Annotated in this window: 13 protein-coding genes, 2 pseudogenes and 1 riboswitch; of the genes and pseudogenes, 6 read left to right on the forward strand and 9 right to left on the reverse strand. The window is 43.5% G+C overall.

Annotated features, from left to right (window positions below):
- Window positions 1-78: 78 nt before the first annotated feature.
- From cpdA to B9T38_RS01970, 4 genes are all read right to left on the reverse strand, one after another.
- Window positions 79-888: a 3',5'-cyclic-AMP phosphodiesterase gene (gene cpdA, locus B9T38_RS01955; protein ID WP_086195189.1), complete on the reverse strand. Its 810-nt coding sequence runs from the start codon at window positions 886-888 to the stop codon at window positions 79-81.
- Between the two features lie 10 nt (window positions 889-898).
- Window positions 899-1519 carry an NUDIX domain-containing protein gene (locus B9T38_RS01960; RefSeq protein ID WP_086195190.1) on the reverse strand — a complete coding sequence of 207 codons (621 nt, stop codon included), beginning with the start codon at window positions 1517-1519 and terminating at the stop codon, window positions 899-901.
- A gap of 77 nt (window positions 1520-1596) precedes the next feature.
- Entirely contained in the window at window positions 1597-3480 is a 1884-nt protein-coding gene (thiC, locus tag B9T38_RS01965; protein WP_086195420.1) for a phosphomethylpyrimidine synthase ThiC, read from the reverse strand.
- Window positions 3481-3588: 108 nt separating this feature from the next.
- A riboswitch (TPP riboswitch) is annotated at window positions 3589-3721 on the reverse strand.
- Between the two features lie 89 nt (window positions 3722-3810).
- Window positions 3811-4878, reverse strand: coding sequence for a hypothetical protein (locus B9T38_RS01970; RefSeq protein ID WP_086195191.1), 1068 nt, complete (start codon window positions 4876-4878; stop codon window positions 3811-3813).
- A 270-nt stretch (window positions 4879-5148) separates the two neighbouring features.
- On the opposite strand from B9T38_RS01970, the gene abuO reads away from it, so the two are divergent.
- Window positions 5149-6501, forward strand: a complete 1353-nt coding sequence (gene abuO, locus B9T38_RS01975) for a multidrug efflux outer membrane protein AbuO (protein ID WP_086195192.1) — start codon at window positions 5149-5151, stop codon at window positions 6499-6501.
- A gap of 94 nt (window positions 6502-6595) precedes the next feature.
- On the forward strand, window positions 6596-7312 hold the full coding sequence (gene phoU, locus B9T38_RS01980) for a phosphate signaling complex protein PhoU (protein WP_086195193.1): 717 nt from the start codon (window positions 6596-6598) through the stop codon (window positions 7310-7312).
- A gap of 262 nt (window positions 7313-7574) precedes the next feature.
- Here the strand turns inward: phoU and B9T38_RS01985 are convergent.
- A pseudogene (locus B9T38_RS01985) lies at window positions 7575-7826 on the reverse strand (ABC transporter); the annotation flags it as partial.
- A 143-nt stretch (window positions 7827-7969) separates the two neighbouring features.
- Between B9T38_RS01985 and B9T38_RS01990 the strand changes: the two are divergent.
- Window positions 7970-8602 (forward strand): annotated as a pseudogene (locus tag B9T38_RS01990) (alpha-ketoglutarate-dependent dioxygenase AlkB family protein).
- Between the two features lie 183 nt (window positions 8603-8785).
- Here B9T38_RS01990 and B9T38_RS01995 read toward each other — a convergent pair.
- A complete protein-coding gene (locus B9T38_RS01995; protein ID WP_086195194.1) occupies window positions 8786-9562 on the reverse strand; it encodes an IclR family transcriptional regulator in 777 nt (258 codons plus the stop codon).
- Between the two features lie 475 nt (window positions 9563-10037).
- On the opposite strand from B9T38_RS01995, the gene B9T38_RS02000 reads away from it, so the two are divergent.
- Genes B9T38_RS02000 through B9T38_RS02010 form a run of 3 tightly spaced genes read left to right on the forward strand, consistent with a single transcriptional unit; the run spans window position 10038 to window position 13376 of the window.
- Window positions 10038-12134 carry an FUSC family protein gene (locus B9T38_RS02000; RefSeq protein WP_086195195.1) on the forward strand — a complete coding sequence of 699 codons (2097 nt, stop codon included), beginning with the start codon at window positions 10038-10040 and terminating at the stop codon, window positions 12132-12134.
- Window positions 12127-12333, forward strand: a complete 207-nt coding sequence (locus B9T38_RS02005) for a DUF1656 domain-containing protein (protein WP_086195196.1) — start codon at window positions 12127-12129, stop codon at window positions 12331-12333. The genes B9T38_RS02000 and B9T38_RS02005 overlap by 8 nt, the downstream gene beginning before the upstream one ends.
- Window positions 12334-12365: 32 nt before the next feature.
- The gene (locus B9T38_RS02010; protein WP_086195197.1) at window positions 12366-13376 is read left to right on the forward strand and encodes an HlyD family secretion protein; all 1011 of its coding nucleotides are present in this window, start codon (window positions 12366-12368) and stop codon (window positions 13374-13376) included.
- A gap of 363 nt (window positions 13377-13739) precedes the next feature.
- On the opposite strand, the gene ruvX is transcribed toward B9T38_RS02010, so the two are convergent.
- From ruvX to recN, 3 genes are all read right to left on the reverse strand, one after another.
- Window positions 13740-14183, reverse strand: a complete 444-nt coding sequence (ruvX, locus tag B9T38_RS02015) for a Holliday junction resolvase RuvX (RefSeq protein ID WP_086195198.1) — start codon at window positions 14181-14183, stop codon at window positions 13740-13742.
- A complete protein-coding gene (locus B9T38_RS02020; protein WP_086195199.1) occupies window positions 14176-14730 on the reverse strand; it encodes a YqgE/AlgH family protein in 555 nt (184 codons plus the stop codon). The genes ruvX and B9T38_RS02020 overlap by 8 nt, the downstream gene beginning before the upstream one ends.
- Before the next feature lie 113 nt (window positions 14731-14843).
- Window positions 14844-16505 carry a DNA repair protein RecN gene (gene recN / locus B9T38_RS02025; protein ID WP_086195200.1) on the reverse strand — a complete coding sequence of 554 codons (1662 nt, stop codon included), beginning with the start codon at window positions 16503-16505 and terminating at the stop codon, window positions 14844-14846.
- Between the last annotated feature and the right edge of the window lie 288 nt (window positions 16506-16793).

A 16793-nucleotide genomic window follows, 5' to 3' on the forward strand; every position in this document is an offset into this window, starting at 1 on the left:
AGTCTTTGATGCTTGGATTCTATCGATCATGCTTCCTTCGGAAGCCATAAAGTAATAGAAAAAAAGCAAAATGAAAAGTTAGTAACCTGAAATTTCGCTATTAATTTGTTGCCGTACTGTTTGGACACGCTGAATTCGGGTTTCAAGCTCACCATTGGCTTTCAGATGCAGGACACGAAACCCCGGGGCCTGGTCATCTAGGGCAAAATTTTCACTGAAAGGTTTGAACTGGACACAGGTCGACGGAGTTGAGAAAAACCGGATGTGCTGCCATTCATGACACGAATCCTGATGCACATGACCAAAAATAACCGCTTTAACATGACTATGCCTGGCTAAAACAGCGGTCAAGTTTTCAGGGTTTTTCAGTTTATGTTGATCGATCCATTTTGATTGCATGGCAAAAGGATGATGATGACATGCCACAATGACAAATTGCTGTTGCAGTTCTGCCAGTAGTTGATCTAGCTGTTGTAATTGCTCTGGTTCAATCCGGCCATCTATTCTGCCGTCTACGGCTGTGTTTAGCAGCAGCACGCTCCATCTGCCAAAATGAATGGCGTGTACCTGATTTTTATGCTGATAGAAAGGGAACAGATCAATATCATCATGATTGCCTGGAATTTGATAAAAGGGAATACCAAGATTCTGCATATAAGATAAATAACGTGTATACGTCTGTTTGACCGGTACTTGCGCCAGATCCCCAGTATGAATAATGGCATCGGTACTCGGATATTGCTGCTGAATCTGTTGCATCACAGCATGAAAGCTCTGTTCCGGATTCATCTCTACAAATTCCAGATCGTCCTGATCCATTAAATGCGTGTCTGAAATCTGAATAATGGTCCAGTCTTGCTGGTCTTCATTGGGTTGGTATAAAGTCATGTCCGACTCCCTAGACATTCCTTGTTGTTTTAATATGTTGTTGCAACCATTGCAAGGCCATAATGACTGGCGCATTCCTTAATCGGCCATTACTCAATAAGGTAGTGATTTCACTATAATCAATGATATGCAGCTGAATATTTTCCCCTTCATCCGGCATGCCAAACACTCCGCCATGTTCAGGAAGATGTGCTTGGGCACTATATAAATGAAACAGTTCAGAACAGGCCCCAGCCGAAGGATAAAAGCTGAATAAATGCTGTAACTGGTCAATCTCGCAGCCAGATTCTTCCATGCTCTCACGACGTATACAGCTTTCCGGCGATTCATCACCATCGAGTACACCGGCAATCACTTCTAGTTGCCAGGGGGATTCTGGATCATCCATTGCACCGACACGGAATTGTTCAATTAAGGCAAATTTTTGCTGGGTATCATCATAAATCAGTACACCGGCAGCTTCAGGGCGGTGAATCAGTTCACGCTGCATAACAGGAGTGAATTTGCTCTGGTTAAATAAACGATGGCAGAGATTGACTTTTTCAACCTGAATGAAGCCACGAAAAAGATATTCACGCGACTGAATTTTGACTTGGTCGTTGTTATATGTGGCTTGTTTAATAATATTCATATAGCTCAGTCAGGATGAAAAGCATACATTCATCCTAACTGAGAATTTTATGAAAATAAAAGATTTTTTTTTAAGAATTACAGCTTGTGGTACAATTTTTGACCATGTTCATGATAGCTGGTTTTCATGGCATTCAAACCTGCTTCAATCTCTGTATCCTGTCCCTCGTTAGTTTGATTTTTCGCATAATCCCTCACATTTTGAGTGATTTTCATGGAACAGAATTTAGGACCACACATGGAACAGAAATGCGCAGATTTGTGCGCTTCCTTCGGCATGGTTTCATCATGCATGCTACGTGCCGTATCCGGGTCCAGACTCAAATTGAACTGATCTTCCCAGCGGAATTCGAAACGCGCTTTGGATAGGGCATTATCACGCACTTGCGAACCCGGATGGCCTTTGGCCAGATCGGCGGCATGGGCTGCAATTTTATAGGTGATGATACCGTCTTTGACATCTTTCTTGTTCGGTAAGCCCAAATGCTCTTTTGGCGTGACATAGCACAGCATGGCGGTACCGTACCAGCCAATCATGGCAGCGCCAATTGCCGAGGTAATATGGTCATAACCGGGAGCGATATCGGTGGTTAAAGGCCCTAGGGTATAGAAAGGCGCTTCTTTACAGACTTCCAGTTGCAAGTCCATATTCTCTTTGACCATGTGCATCGGTACATGCCCCGGACCTTCAATCATCACCTGTACATCATGCTCCCAGGCACGATGGGTCAGTTCCCCCAAGGTACGCAGTTCACTAAACTGCGCTTCGTCATTGGCATCCTGAATACAGCCTGGACGTAAGCCATCCCCCAGACTAAAGGATACATCATAGGCCTTCATGATCTCGCAGATCTCATCAAAATGCGTATACAGGAAGTTTTCCTGATGATGCGCCAGACACCACTGTGCCATGATAGAGCCGCCGCGAGAAACAATTCCGGTTAAGCGGTTAGCCGTCAGCGGTACATATCTTAAAAGCACGCCGGCATGAATGGTGAAATAGTCCACGCCTTGTTCTGCCTGTTCAATCAGGGTGTCTTTAAAGATTTCCCAGGTCAGGTCTTCGGCAACACCATCAACTTTTTCCAGTGCCTGATAAATAGGAACCGTCCCAATTGGAACAGGAGAGTTGCGGATAATCCATTCACGGGTTTCATGAATATTTTTGCCGGTCGACAAATCCATAATGGTGTCAGCACCCCAGCGGGTGGCCCAGGTCATTTTCGCTACTTCTTCATCAATGCTGGAACCGAGTGCGGAGTTGCCGATATTGGCATTGATCTTGACCAGGAAATTACGTCCGATGATCATCGGTTCAATTTCAGGATGGTTAATATTGGCCGGAATAATGGCACGGCCTTCGGCTACTTCCTGACGCACAAATTCAGGGGTAATTTCCGTCAGATTCTTGGCCCCGAAGTTTTGACCGGCATGCTGGCGTGCATCAACACCTTCCTGCTGGCGCTGGTTTTCACGAATGGCGATATATTCCATTTCAGGAGTAATGATGCCCTGACGTGCATAGTGCATCTGGGTGACATTTTTGCCCGCTTTAGCACGGCGCGGCTTTTGAATATGGGCGAAACGGATTTCTGCCGTACGAATATCTTTCAGACGTTCCTGTCCAAAAGCAGAGCTCAGCGTCTCTAAACGTTCCGTATCCTGACGTTCCTCAATCCATGTTTCACGCACATTGGGCAAACCTTTATTCAGGTCAATGGCCACGTTCGGGTCGGTATAAACGCCTGAAGTGTCATAGACCATAATGGCCGGATTGTGTTCTCCACCCAGACCGGTTGGGGTCTCGGTCAGGGAAATTTCACGCATAGGCACCTGAATGTCACTCCGCGAACCTTGAATGTAGACTTTTCTGGAAGCGGGTAAAATTCGGGTGAGATCTTTGGCATCTTGCTCATGCTGAGCGGAAATATCTGTTGCAGAGCGATTCGTTAATTGGTCCATGGTAATGATCCTTGTGAATAACATCAACGAATCAAGCACGACCAAAAACGTGGCAGATTGATCTGATTGAATGATTTTAAAATCAACACAAATCAATTGAAGGCTTAGGTTTTTTGATGGCTTGATTCCTACGCAGGTCTTAACCTGATCAGGTTCAACGGTACTCACCCTCAAATGCCATATTTGCATATAGAATTTAGGCGATCTCAGCGAGTTGTTACTCGCGCTCCGTCAAGCTATGAATCAATACTACCATGTCCATGTACTAAAAAACATTCACATAAAACATCGCTTTTCGGCTGGCGTCCAGATCGGAGACAGACAGGCAGCTTAAACACAAACGGCATCACTAAAACAGTCACGCGGGTTGGAAAGGCTCAGATTTTGTAAACCCAAATATTCATCTAACTGTCTGAGTGCGAGCTGTTTTTCAGACATCGACAGTTGTTCTTTAAGGCTAAGCTGAACAGGAATTTCTTGTAAGCGCTGCTGTTCGGATAACTGTAGAAATTGCAGAAACTTGCTCGCTTGAACGGCTAAATGCGAGTTTTTGACCTGGGCTAATTTTTCAATTTCATCCATTGAACTGCTTTGTACTGCATATTTATCCAGGTAAGTATCCGAGACCGGCGAATCATGCATGCCTTTAAATAAAAACAGGCTATACATCTGTAAAAGATATTCCGCATCTTTACGATAGCTACTTTTCGGGTATTGATTTAAATATTCTTCCCAGAATAAAGCCCGGGTCACAATTTCATGCGGTTCAATCATCAAGATATGCTCTGAAAATACCGGCAGCGTATTTTGTGCCGCCAGATTTTCGATAAAGACCTGTTCGGCTTGCGGCATATAAGGCGCAAAAATTCTGGCTAAATATTCGGGGCTACGGCGATAATTGATCTGGCCTTTACCGCGATCATACAGCTCTATATAAGCTTGCCCTTTATGTTTTAATAAATATTGATCACGTAACGTCAGTTGTTCAAAACGGTTTTGTTGAATGGTCGGATGCTGCGATAAATCAAAAGCATACTCTTCGAAAGCAACTTGCTGTGGCGCTGTTCTATCCACGCTAAGGAAGTTGTTGTACATTTGATTGGACAGTTTTAATAAATGTTGTTGTTCTGCTAAGGTAGACAGCGGCAAGCATAACTTGAGATCCTGATTAATCTGTTCCAGGGCAAAAGTGGTGCGTTCCGCATTAATGGCCAGCATGTTTTTCTCAAGATTTTTGCATAATAGGTTTAAATCTACCGTTTCATCTTGTTGTGATTGTTTTTGTACCGGTTCTTGAATAGGTTGAGGTTCGGGTTTTTGACACCCGATAAGAAGGATAAAAATAAAGAAAGGGAAGTATTGCTTAACAGAAAATTTTGTTTTTAACGGCACAGTCATTCTATATCGGGTACATGCGGCAATGATTTGCAGGGTATGCGGGTATTGTATAACTGAAAAAGTCTTTGTCTGTGTAGTGTTGTGAAGGATTTTGGTTACGTGCTGTGATGATGGAGCAGTCATGTGGAGGTTGATGAATAACAGCTGAGCAGATGGCAAAAATTAATAAAAATCATACGGAAAATTGAGCAGATCATTTTAATATTGCATAGCTTTTATTATAAATATGCATGTCTATGGATGGTCGCAGGTCGGGATTTACGATAAAAAATGGATATTAAAATAGTCATTGGTGCATGTGTGTTGCTGTTCAGTCCCTGGAGTCATGCTCTGGATTTGGTGCAAGCCTATCAACGGGCGAAAAACAGCGATCCCAACTGGCAAGCCAATCTTTTACAGTATGAAGCAGATCAACTCAATCTGGGTATTGCCAAAGGGAATTTATTGCCAACGGTGACTGTTTCTGGAAATGTGATGCGTAAAAGCCAGCAGAGCAGTGATAGCAGTATTCCGGGTTTTCCGGCAGATGCATTTACGGCTTCCCCGTCTACTACTCGACAAATTGCCATTACTGCTCGTCAGCCACTATTTCGCTGGGATGCCTGGGAAGGTTTAAAGCAGATCAAAACTTCCGTTAATCTGAGTGAAATCACTTTACAATTACAGCGCCAGGAACACATTTTAAACGTCTCGGAAAGTTATTTTAATATATTGCGTCAGCAGAGTTTAACCCTAGCCAATCTGCAGGAAGAAAAAGCCCTGTTTGAACAGCTGAATGTGATGAATGCCAAATTAAAAGAAGGACTGGTAGCAAAAAGCGATGTCAGTGAGGCCAATGCGCAATATCAAAGTGCCCGGGCCAACCGGATTGCCACGCATGTACAACTGGTTTTGGCACAGGAACAGCTGACCCAGTTAATCGGGCCTTATCAAGAAAATTTGGCCGTACTCCGAGACGATTTTCAATTTCAAAAGCCTTATCCTGCTGATCTGGATGCCTGGACAGCGCTGGCACTGAGTCAGAATCTCTCTGTTCAGCAGGCACGTATCCAGCAGCGTTATGCAGAAGACCAGAAACGGGTAGAAAAAGCTGCCTTATATCCACAAATTGAGGCAGTAGGGACGTATGGATATATCAAGCAGTCCCCGCAAAATGTGGTATCCAGTGATGGCCAGTTTGACCAGATTGGCGTAGAGATGAACTGGAATGTTTATACCGGGGGCAGAACGCAAAAATCCATTCAAAAAGCCACGGTAAATGTGAAGAAAAGCGAATCCCAGCTGGAGGCTACAATTCGCAAAGCCAGTACCGATGTGAAAAAATCTTATATGCAGGTAGAAACTGATCAAGCCAAATTACAGGCACGAAAAGCCGCAATGGACTCTTCGGAAGTGGTTTCCCAAGCCTCTAAAGCACAATATCAGGAAGGTCTAAAAACCATGGTCGATGTGCTGCTGGCACAACGCAACGCTTTTTCTGCCAAACAGGATTATTTAAATGCAAAATATGATTATTTGATTAATGTGCTGCGTTTAAAAGCATCGGTCGGTAAATTGACCGAAAAAGACCTTGAAGAAATGAATACCTGGCTGGTTGACAAGTCGTTCAAGCCAGTCAGCTAATCTTGCAGTTTTTGTCATAAAAACTTCATAGTAGGTATGCTTTAATATTAAACAAGATCATTCATTTTAAAATCGCTGTTGTGGAGTACGTCCCTTGCCAAACAATCCGGTGTTAAATCACCATATTTCTTCGCAATTTAATGAAGATTTGCAAGATGTAAATACCAAGTTTATGACCATGGGGGGCTTGGTCGAGCAGCAAGTGGCCAACAGTATTCATGCCCTGTTAGACACTGATGCCGCTTTAGCGATTGAAGTGCAATTTCAGGATAATGTAGTCAATCGTATGGAAACCGAGATTGATGAAGCCTTGACCCTGATTCTGGCACGCCGTCATCCTGCGGCAATTGATTTACGTATGGTGATTGCCATGTCAAAGGCCAATACCGACCTGGAACGTATTGGCGATGAAGCTGCAAAAATTGCCCGTATTGCACAAAATTTATGTGAAGAAGGCAGTTCGCCACGTGGCTATATGGAAACCCGTCACATTGGTAATCAGGTTCGTGTGATGATTCATGATGCGCTGGATGCCTTTGCACGTCTGGATGTTGATCAGGCTTTACGAGTATTGCTTGCGGATGCCGATATTGACCGTGAATACCAGTCTGCGACCCGTACCTTAATGACTTATATGATTGAAGATCCGCGTCATATTTCACGGGTCATTAATGTGATGTGGGTGTTGCGTTCTTTGGAGCGGATTGGTGACCATGCACGTAATATTTCTGAACAGGTTATCTATATGGTCAAAGGGCTAGATGTTCGCCATACCAGCGTCGAAGAGATTGAACAGAAAGTTCAGCGTTAATTACTCTCATAATTAAATAAAAAGCCTGCAATTTGCAGGCTTTTTTTATTGCTCATGACTTCATGACTAGGTGGTTATCAGCTATGGTTTGGGAATGGAGCCAAGCGGAAAGACCATGTTTCTATGAATGATTTATTTTAAAATTTAATTTTGCCCTAAGAAGAAGTAAACGAGTTTCGCTCATAAAAGGGATCATGTGAGCACGCTGTTATAAAAATATTCATAATATAATCAACTATGCGTTTCTTCTTCAGCATCCGCTAATACGCAGCTTTTCCCCATAAAATTGTTGCCCTAATTGCACTAAGGCATTGATGACTTCTTTAGCCAGTAAAATGGCAGAGATGGTGATCAGAATATGGCAGCCTTCAGGCAGCCCCAACCCCCGATTCAATCAGTCGATTAATACTATTAACCGCATATTGCAATTAGCGCCTTGACCTGAGCGGTGAAGGAAGCAATCAGGGTCAAATTCGATGACCAGTAAGCTGTAGGTTTGGACAAAAGGCTGAATTTTTTGAAATAAGTGTCATAAATTCATATGCAATTTTTTTGAGACTAAGCCTGATAGCCTATGTCACAAGCGCATACAATATTCTCAATTGTGAACAGAAATCATTCGTTAGAATAAAATGAATTTTAGATTTATTTTTGCCGATGAACTTTGAATTGTTTGAGCCTGAAGTCCGAGCCAATCTGTTGCCCTATGACGGCATTGTACAAGACTATGGCCTGATTTTAACGCCTCAGCAGAGCGAGCAATATTTGCAGTATTTTTTGACTCATCTGGCCTGGCAACATGATGAAGTGCTGTTGTATGGAAAACACTATAAAACTGCACGTAAAGTGGCCTGGTATGGCGATGAAAATTACCCATATCATTATTCCGGCACATTCAAGCAAGCCCATGTCTGGACACCCGGATTATTCCGTTTAAAGCAGCATATCGAAAATTTGGTCGGCTATGCGTTTAATTCATGTCTTGCTAATTTGTATGAAGATGGCACTCAAGCTATGGGCTGGCATAGTGATGATGAGTCTACATTGCAACCCAATACAGGTCAGGAAACCGTGATTGCCTCCTTAAGTTTTGGGGCAACCCGGAAATTCAGTTTTAAGCACAAGTAAAAGCCAGACAAAGTTGATGTGCTGTTACAGAGCGGTCAGCTGATTGTGATGCGTGGCAAGACTCAGCAGTACTGGAAGCATACTTTAAGGAAATCGGTGAAAATTATTGAGCCACGGGTGAATCTGACGTTCCGTTATTTTTATCCGCATGAGAAGCAATAGAATATTGGAAATAAGCGCATAAAAAAGCCCATCCTGTGATGAGCTTTTTTAATTTGGGGAGAGTTTTTAACCTGGCATCACGTTATCATGGAACACTGGATGCTGAAGAACGATAATCATATTATGAGAATATAATAATGAATTCAACATTTTTTAGATTAAAATGTATTGTTGTTCCTCAAGTTAAAATATGTCTTCCTGATGGGTCAAGGTCATAAATTTCTTTTCGATTAAACTGGCATTGTCGCGTAATATTTCGATCAACTTCTGGAAATTGGTAAATTCAAAGCGGTTTTTCGAGCCTAACAGGGTCAAGGCCAAAGGCGGTTCCTTAGTGGAAAATTTCACTGGAATAGAAAGACTGGCCAGATTGGGATCGACTTCTCCACTCGAGAAATAATAGCCCTGTTTTTTAATCTGTTTCATTTGCAACAGGAATTCTTCTTCGCTATGTGCAAAGCCAACTTCAGACAGTTCAGTCACAAAGCGCCGATAATAATCCAAAACGCGCTGTTTGGGTAAATGTGCCAAAATCACCTTGGCAGAAGAACCTTTATAGATTGGGCGAGGACAACCACGACCATAAATCAGCGTGGTCAGGTCTTTATATAGTTCGTGATGAATATCGATACATGAATCGTAATTTAAATGCGTGAGCAGACAGCCGAATTCGGTACGTTCTACAATTTGCTGCATAAAGGGAATGCTGATCTGTACCAAAGGGTCTGTGGTACGGGAAATGTAATCCAGTACGGCAATTTTAGAACCTAGTGTGTAGTCACCTGAAGTTCCACTGAGGCGTTGTAATAATTCTGCCGAAACCAATTCTTTTAAATAACGGTAACTTGTGGGTTTAGAGAGTCCTAATTCCTCACTAATGATATCGACATTAATGATCGGGCGAGACACTGAAAAGAGATCCAAAACGGTAAGAATTTTACCAAAACTAGAAAGTGCCATAAGTACCTGCTTGGTCAAAGCATATAAAAAGAAAAACGAATAAGTATTACTTTATAACAAAAAATTAGGTAGAGCAGGGCTTTTGTGAAGCTAATGTTGTATTTGTACCTCATCTAAAAATATTTTACGGTGAGCATGAGAAAATCAGGCAATATTCATTTAATAGGTCTTATTAATTTATGTTTAATTATCACAATAAGATATTATTATTGACTTTATGGGCTTTGTTTGAAAAAATAATCAAAATAAATGTCTAATGGTGAATTTTCAACCTTTCCAGGCTGACTGTTTTCCTGTGTTATTTCACATCAACAGGATGATGTGAAATCTTCTCCATTCGTTTTGAATGACGCTCATCTGAGGCATGTTTAAACCTCCCTATTTTTACACGATCCATCTTCCAGGTAGATCGTGCATTGTAGTCGTCATTCCAAAATCAGGCAGAGGAAGTAACCCCCTAATTTGAGATCAACCCATGCTGCTTACTAAACAAGTACTCGCATTTCGTCCCAACAAGATGGACTGGATTTTTGCGACTAAAACGTTTCTGGCAGGCATGCTTGCGCTGTATGTGGCTTTTGCACTGAATTTGGCCTATCCCATCTGGGCAATCGGGACCGTCTTTGTGATTGCCAATCCCTTTTCCGGGATGACTTCTTCCAAAAGTGTGTATCGTGCACTGGGCACCTTGTTGGGTGCGGTAGTTTCGGTGGCAGTGACTCCGCTACTAATCAACACACCGTGGCTGTTCACTTTATTTTTAGCTGCATGGGTAGGAGGTTGTTTATATATCTCGCTGCTCGACCGGACTCCGCGTAGTTATGTATTTATGCTGGCGGGATATACCACCGTCATTATCAGCTATAACATTATCTATAGCATTGACACGGCGTCGATGTTTGATATGGCCGTGGGCCGCTTCTTAGAAATTCTGGTTGGGGTGGTTTGTAGTGCTATTGTGACTACGACAATTTTTCCGCTGCATATTGGGCCAGCCGTGGCGGCACGTGTATCTAAAACCTTTAAAGACACCAAAACTTTATTTGACCAGATTTTACTCAATCCCTCCGAACTGGGAAATTACAGTACCGCACTCAGTCAGATTACCCGTGATATTGCTGAAATTCATGTCATGGCAGTGCACTTGTCCTATGAGAAATCGACCTTGCAGGGCATGACCAAACCCCTACAGGAAATGCTACATCAACTGAGCATGCTGGTAGCGAACCTGGTGGCGATGGCCGAACGGATCAAACAGCTGGATCAAATGGATCGCCAATACCGTGTCCAGCTTCAGGTGATTCATGATCATAGCGCCACATTTTTAAAAGATGATCAGGATATTCAGGAACAGACCCTAAATCTGTTGCCTGAAAATTTTGAGCAGGATTTTACCCGTTTAATGGCCACCGTATCTGCTGAACAGCAGGTGATTTTGGCCAGTCTGAAAATGGATATCCGTCATTTCATTCAAAATATTCGTGCCATTAGATTGATTTGGCAACGCATCCAACAGGGCGATGCTTCATTGCCAGAAAGCGTCACACCCCTGAGCACCACCTATCCCAATTTACACCGTGACCATGGGGTTGCGGTGCGGGGCGGAATTTCCGCTTTTATTGTGGTGATCATCGCGACAGGATTCTGGATACTCAGTGGTTGGAAAGCCGGTTTTATGATGGCTGAAATGGCAGCGATCAGCGCCTGTATTTTAACTGCCATAGATAACCCGGTACCGGCATTGAAGATGTTTGTGCGTGGCAATATTTATGCAGGGATGATGGTGTTTATTTATGCCTATGGCATTTTTCCGCACGTGACCTCGTTCTGGGAATTGGCACTGGTACTGGCCCCTTTTGTGATCTATTGCCTGATGATGTTTCCTCATCCGCCACTCACCGGGATTGCCTTGCCCTTATTGATGGGAACCATCATGGGCTTGAACTTGCAAAACCATTACACGCTGGATCAGGTTTTTTTCTTTGATGCCACCATCGGTTCGGTGCTGGGGCCGATTATTTCGATTTACATCATTCATCTGGTTCGGGCGATGTCTCCTGAAATTACGGTACAGCGGATTCTGTCGCTGCATTACAAGGCCATTCGTCAGGCTTTATATCTTCCTTATGGCGTGCCGTTTCGTATTCATTTACGCAGTATGCTGGACCGGATTGGAATATTGAATACCAAGATGGTGCAGTCGGAAAAATTAAAGACTCAGATTAATTTGGCCCTGGTGGAAACCAGTGCCGTGATTGACCTGACCCGTCTGCAAGAGTTGATGCATCGACTTGATTCAGAGCAAGCCATTTTGGTGAGTCTGGAAGATCTGCAACAAGGTCTGGATGACTATTTTCGTGCCAAAGAAAATGCGCAACAACAGCTGATTACAGAGCTTCATCAGCAGGTTATTTTAAAAATCAGCCAATTGAAAAAAGAGGCACAACAACTGGAACATGCTGAAACTTCCTGGCGAATACAGATGTCTTTAAACAATATTCGCAGCAGTTTATGTCATGAACCAGCGCAGCTTAAAGAAGAGATACAACTTGGAGAAGTTGTCCATGGGTGAGTTAAATGTCTATGGGGTATATGTCCCGATTCTGCTGATTCAGGCGGTTCTGGCCTACGTTGTACTGCGTGTAGTGATGCGCGTGCTTGACCGTGTTGTGGAACAGGGCTGGATTCCGCTGCCGAATATTTTTTATCTCTGTATTTATCTTGCGCTGCTGTGGTTAATGCATTGGGGTTTTATTGTCTGCTTGGGCTAAGCAGACATTTTTTGAAATGAATGAGGTTTTCCATGACATCTTTAGACTTGCGTAAAGTCGTCCGACCGGTGCTATTTACTATAGTCGCTGTCGTTGCAATTTTGGCGGTAAAACATATCTGGGATTATTACAATTCTGAGCCATGGACCCGTGATGGCCGAATACGCGGCGATGTGATTCAAGTCTCTTCAGATGTTGCGGGTTTGATCACCGAGGTCTTGGTGCAAGATAACCAGACTGTGAAAAAAGGGCAGGTGCTGTTTAAAATTGATGTGGCCCGTCAAGCCCTGGATGTGGAACAGGCCAGATCGGACCTGTCTAAAGCCAAGGCAGGCCTGGCTGCTGCCGAAGCAGAACTGGCTCAGGCCAAAGCCAATCTGGTGAAATCTCAAGCCAATATCAATCTGGCGGATAAAAATGCCAACCGCTATGCCAACCTTATGGAGGGTGCGATTTCAAAACAGGAACAGGACCAGATGTTTGCAACGCGAGATCAGTCACATGCCGAACATGAGCAAATGCTGGCTGCGATTGATCAGGCCAAAGCCAATATTGTGCAGCAAAAAGCCTTGATTGAAGTAGCCAACAGTAATCTGCACCTGTCCGAACTAAATTTAAACCGCTCTGAAGTGGTGGCACCGGCTGATGGCACCTTATCCAATTTTGAATTACAACAAGGCAACTATGTCAAAGTCGGGCAGGCAGTGGCTGCACTGTTAAACCGTCAGCAGCTGTATGTGGTGGGGTATTTTGAAGAAACTAAACTCGACAAGATTTATGTTGGTGCTCCTGCAACGGTCCAGCTGATGGGCGATTCACAAAAACTCAAAGGTCATGTTCAGGGCATTGCTTCCGGGATTGAAGACCGCGAACGTACATCCACTACGGGATTACTTGCCAATGTGAATCCAACCTTTAGCTGGGTGCGTCTGGCACAGCGTGTACCAGTAAAAATTATGATTGATGAATTGCCGAAGAACCAGCTGGCCTTTGTGGCAGGACGTACTGTAACCGTACATATCCTGAAAAAAGATCAGCCATAACTTAGCCCTTGTTCATTTCAAAAAAAGCATACGAGAGATTAATGCTGATCTAAGGAGTTGGTAACAACGCCTTAATTTTTTAAGTGGTTCACGACAGAGTCTTGCTTCCTTAAATCAAATTTTTGGAGCTCGTATGTTACTTTTGTTTTGGCAAAAGTAACCAAAACCATTTGTCATCCGCAAAACTCGTCCATTACCATCAACTAAAGAATGTATCGCAGAAACAACCACTTTTTTATGTAATCTTGCCTCAAACAATTGCGGATGACGTTTCCGTGTATCAAACAGAATGCTGAATTTATAATAAAAATGCCAGTCAATTATTGAACGGACTGGCATTATTCTAAAAGATATTTTTTATCTTTAAGGTGCTACCCCTTGTGGATTGCGATACCAGCTTTCGATGAATAGCGCAGCTGCAATGCTGTCAGCCGCCAGTTTTTTGCCACGACCTTGAGACTGATACTGGTCAAGTTCATCACGTGCTTCACGGGTAGTCAGACGCTCATCGACCATCAATGTTTCAATATTGGTCTGATGACGCAAGCGTCGGGCAAATTTGCGTGAACGCGCAGAAAGTTCAGATTCACTATCATCCATATTTAACGGTAAACCGACCAAAAATAAGCTCGGTTGATACTGTTTGACGATTTTCAGCAAAGCATCCCAGTTCGGGATGCCATCTTTCATCGGAAACAAGGCAAGCGGATTGGCACTTTCAATCAGCGATTGACCGACTGCCATGCCCATTTTCTGGGTACCGAAATCAAATGCCATAATCATGTGCGGTTTTGATAAATCAGGCATGTCCAATCTCTGATGATAGCCAGGTGCGGTCTAGGCCCATTTTTTTATAGGCAGCATCCCAGCGGTCATCATAAGGTAAGTTAAAAATCAAATCCATATCAGAATCACAGATCAGCCAATCACCACGTGCGATTTCCTGTTCTAACTGGTTTTTGCCCCAGCTGGCATAACCCAAAGCAATTTGGTAACGTCCAACGCCTTCATTGTGGGCGATGGCATCGAGGATATCTTTGGACGTGGTAATACAGACATTTTCGCCCACAGCAATGGATGAATGCCAGGTCGGTTGACCGGTATGCAGCACAAATCCGGCTTCAGGACGCAAAGGTCCCCCTTGCAAGACTGCATGAGGATTGACATTGTCCGCTTCAATTTCCAGATCATTCAACAATTCCTTGATTGAAAGACCGGATGGGCGGTTAATGATAATGCCTTGTGCACCATCTTCATCATGGCGTGCCAAATAAATTACCGTATTGGCAAAAAAGTCATCGGCTAAATCAGGAGGTGCAATGAGACAGCGATGTGTCAGATATTGTTTAGTCATCTAAGCCATTCCCCCTTAAAATCAAAAACTGATTAAATTAACTAAGCGCTTATGACCAAGTTACTAAACTAATTGGGTTTCGCCAATCATTTTTTGTGATTTAAACCTCAAACCTATACCTGTTGAAACTTAAGTTGACGTAACTGCTTGGCATGTTGCAGGGTCGTATCATTAATTTCGACGCCGCCGGTCATACGGGCCAGTTCATCAATGCGCTGTTCTTCTGCAAGATTAATGATGGTACTGCTGGCCGGATCGGTCTGACGCTTTTTCACCAGTAGATGCTGATCGGATTGTGCTGCCACCTGAGCCTGATGGGTAATACATAAGATCTGTACATGCTGGGCCAAATCAGCCAGCAAACGGCCGACCATTTCTGCAGTACCGCCACTAATCCCGACATCGATTTCATCGAAGACCAGCACTTCCGCTTCGGTTTTTTCCGCATTCATGACTTGCATCACTAGGGCAATACGCGACAGCTCACCTCCGGAAGCGACCCGTGCCAAAGGCTGTGGCGGAATACCCTTGTTCGCAGTAAACAGCAGTTGAATAAAGCTAAGCCCTTCGGCACCAACCTGTTCCAAAGGTTCAAACTTGAATTCAAAATAGGCCTCTGGCAAAGCCAGCTGCTTGACCTGTTCAGTCAGTTGTTTTGCCAAGGGGATTGCGGCTTCACGGCGAATTTCATCCAGATATTGTGCTTTGGCTAAAAATTCCTGATGCGATAACTCGACCTGTTCAGCCAGGGTTTCCGGGTCTTCCAGCTGATGCAATTGTTCCAATTCTGTCTGCCAGGCCTGGTATTCTTCTTTTAGTGTCTCTGGCTGAGTGCGGTATTTACGCGCTAAACGGTGGAAAATTTCCAGTTGTGAGTTCAATTCTTCCATCCGTTCAGGATCGAAGCTTTGGCGATCGATAAACTGACGCAAGTTTGCCGTTGCATCATCAATTTCACTTTGTGCATTGATCAGTGAATTATAGATTTCAGCAAGCTGCTCACTACGACCAGCATGTGATTCCAGACGACGAATAATTGAAGAAAGTTCCTGGGTCAGGTTTTGTTCGGCTTCATCCAGCACATTTAAGCTATAACTGCAGTCAAGCATGATATGTTCATGATGGCTTAAACGGTCAAATTCCTGTTCAATCTCTTTATAGTCAATCTGGGTAATGTATTCGAGTTCTTCCAGTTGCAACTCTAAAGTTTCGATCCGCTGTTTGCGGGTTGCTTGAGCATCCAAAGCGGCTTGATGCTGGCGAATGTCTTTTTGCCAGGTGCTATAGGCATTACGAACATCTTGCGCAGGCTGATAAAAGTTGCTGTAACGGTCGAGCCAGTGCTTGGGATAGGGCGGTTCTAACAGTTGCTGCTGACTGTGCTGACTATAGAGTTGTACCAGCAAACGCCCAATTTCTTTCAGCTCTGACAAGCTGCTTGGACGGCCATTAATCCAGGCTTTGCTACGACCTGTAGCAAAAATCACCCGACGTAAATGAATTTCGCCTGACTCATCATCCAACTCGTGTGCTTTTAACCATTGGGCTTCAGGGCTGTGTTCCTGATAACTAAAAATGGTCGTCACATCGGCTTTATCCGAACCGAAACGTACATAATTGGTATCGGTACGTTCACCCAGGCAGGCAGACAGGGCATCCAGTAATAACGATTTACCCGCCCCGGTTTCACCCGTCAGGACATTGAAACCTTTTTCAATATCAATGGCTAAGTGATCAGCTAAAGCAAAATTGATGAGAGTTAAATGTGTCAGCATAAACGCATCCAAGCTGCGAAAAGTTTTAATCTAAGATAGTGAAATTTTGTTTTGGTCACAAGACAGCTTTTATTTTAAAAGGATTTAAAACATCAATATCTTACCTTATCTGAGTGCAGAAAATAAAACGCGCAGTTGAAAATAGCCGATAAAATTTGCCATCGATCAATAGCCTCTTATTTTAGAAAAAAGATAAAAAACTGATGCGCAGCTCGATCCAGTCCCGCAAAACCTGAACCATATAATGCGGATGATTTGAAGGTAGGATTAATGCTGGGGAATATTATT

Origin of the sequence: Acinetobacter sp. ANC 4218 (genome assembly GCF_002135245.1) — a bacterium.
Lineage (GTDB): Bacteria > Pseudomonadota > Gammaproteobacteria > Pseudomonadales > Moraxellaceae > Acinetobacter.

Bases quoted from the DNA above. Each gene is read 5' to 3' on its own strand.
- cpdA (WP_086195189.1), bottom strand. From the start codon at position 888: ATGACTTTATACCAACCCAATGAAGACCAGCAAGACTGGACCATTATT.
- B9T38_RS01960 (WP_086195190.1), bottom strand. From the start codon at position 1,519: ATGAATATTATTAAACAAGCCACATATAACAACGACCAAGTCAAAATT.
- thiC (WP_086195420.1), bottom strand. From the start codon at position 3,480: ATGGACCAATTAACGAATCGCTCTGCAACAGATATTTCCGCTCAGCAT.
- B9T38_RS01970 (WP_086195191.1), bottom strand. From the start codon at position 4,878: ATGACTGTGCCGTTAAAAACAAAATTTTCTGTTAAGCAATACTTCCCT.
- abuO (WP_086195192.1), top strand. From the start codon at position 5,149: ATGGATATTAAAATAGTCATTGGTGCATGTGTGTTGCTGTTCAGTCCC.
- B9T38_RS01995 (WP_086195194.1), bottom strand. From the start codon at position 9,562: ATGGCACTTTCTAGTTTTGGTAAAATTCTTACCGTTTTGGATCTCTTT.
- B9T38_RS02000 (WP_086195195.1), top strand. From the start codon at position 10,038: ATGCTGCTTACTAAACAAGTACTCGCATTTCGTCCCAACAAGATGGAC.
- B9T38_RS02005 (WP_086195196.1), top strand. From the start codon at position 12,127: ATGGGTGAGTTAAATGTCTATGGGGTATATGTCCCGATTCTGCTGATT.
- B9T38_RS02010 (WP_086195197.1), top strand. From the start codon at position 12,366: ATGACATCTTTAGACTTGCGTAAAGTCGTCCGACCGGTGCTATTTACT.
- ruvX (WP_086195198.1), bottom strand. From the start codon at position 14,183: ATGCCTGATTTATCAAAACCGCACATGATTATGGCATTTGATTTCGGT.
- B9T38_RS02020 (WP_086195199.1), bottom strand. From the start codon at position 14,730: ATGACTAAACAATATCTGACACATCGCTGTCTCATTGCACCTCCTGAT.
- recN (WP_086195200.1), bottom strand. From the start codon at position 16,505: ATGCTGACACATTTAACTCTCATCAATTTTGCTTTAGCTGATCACTTA.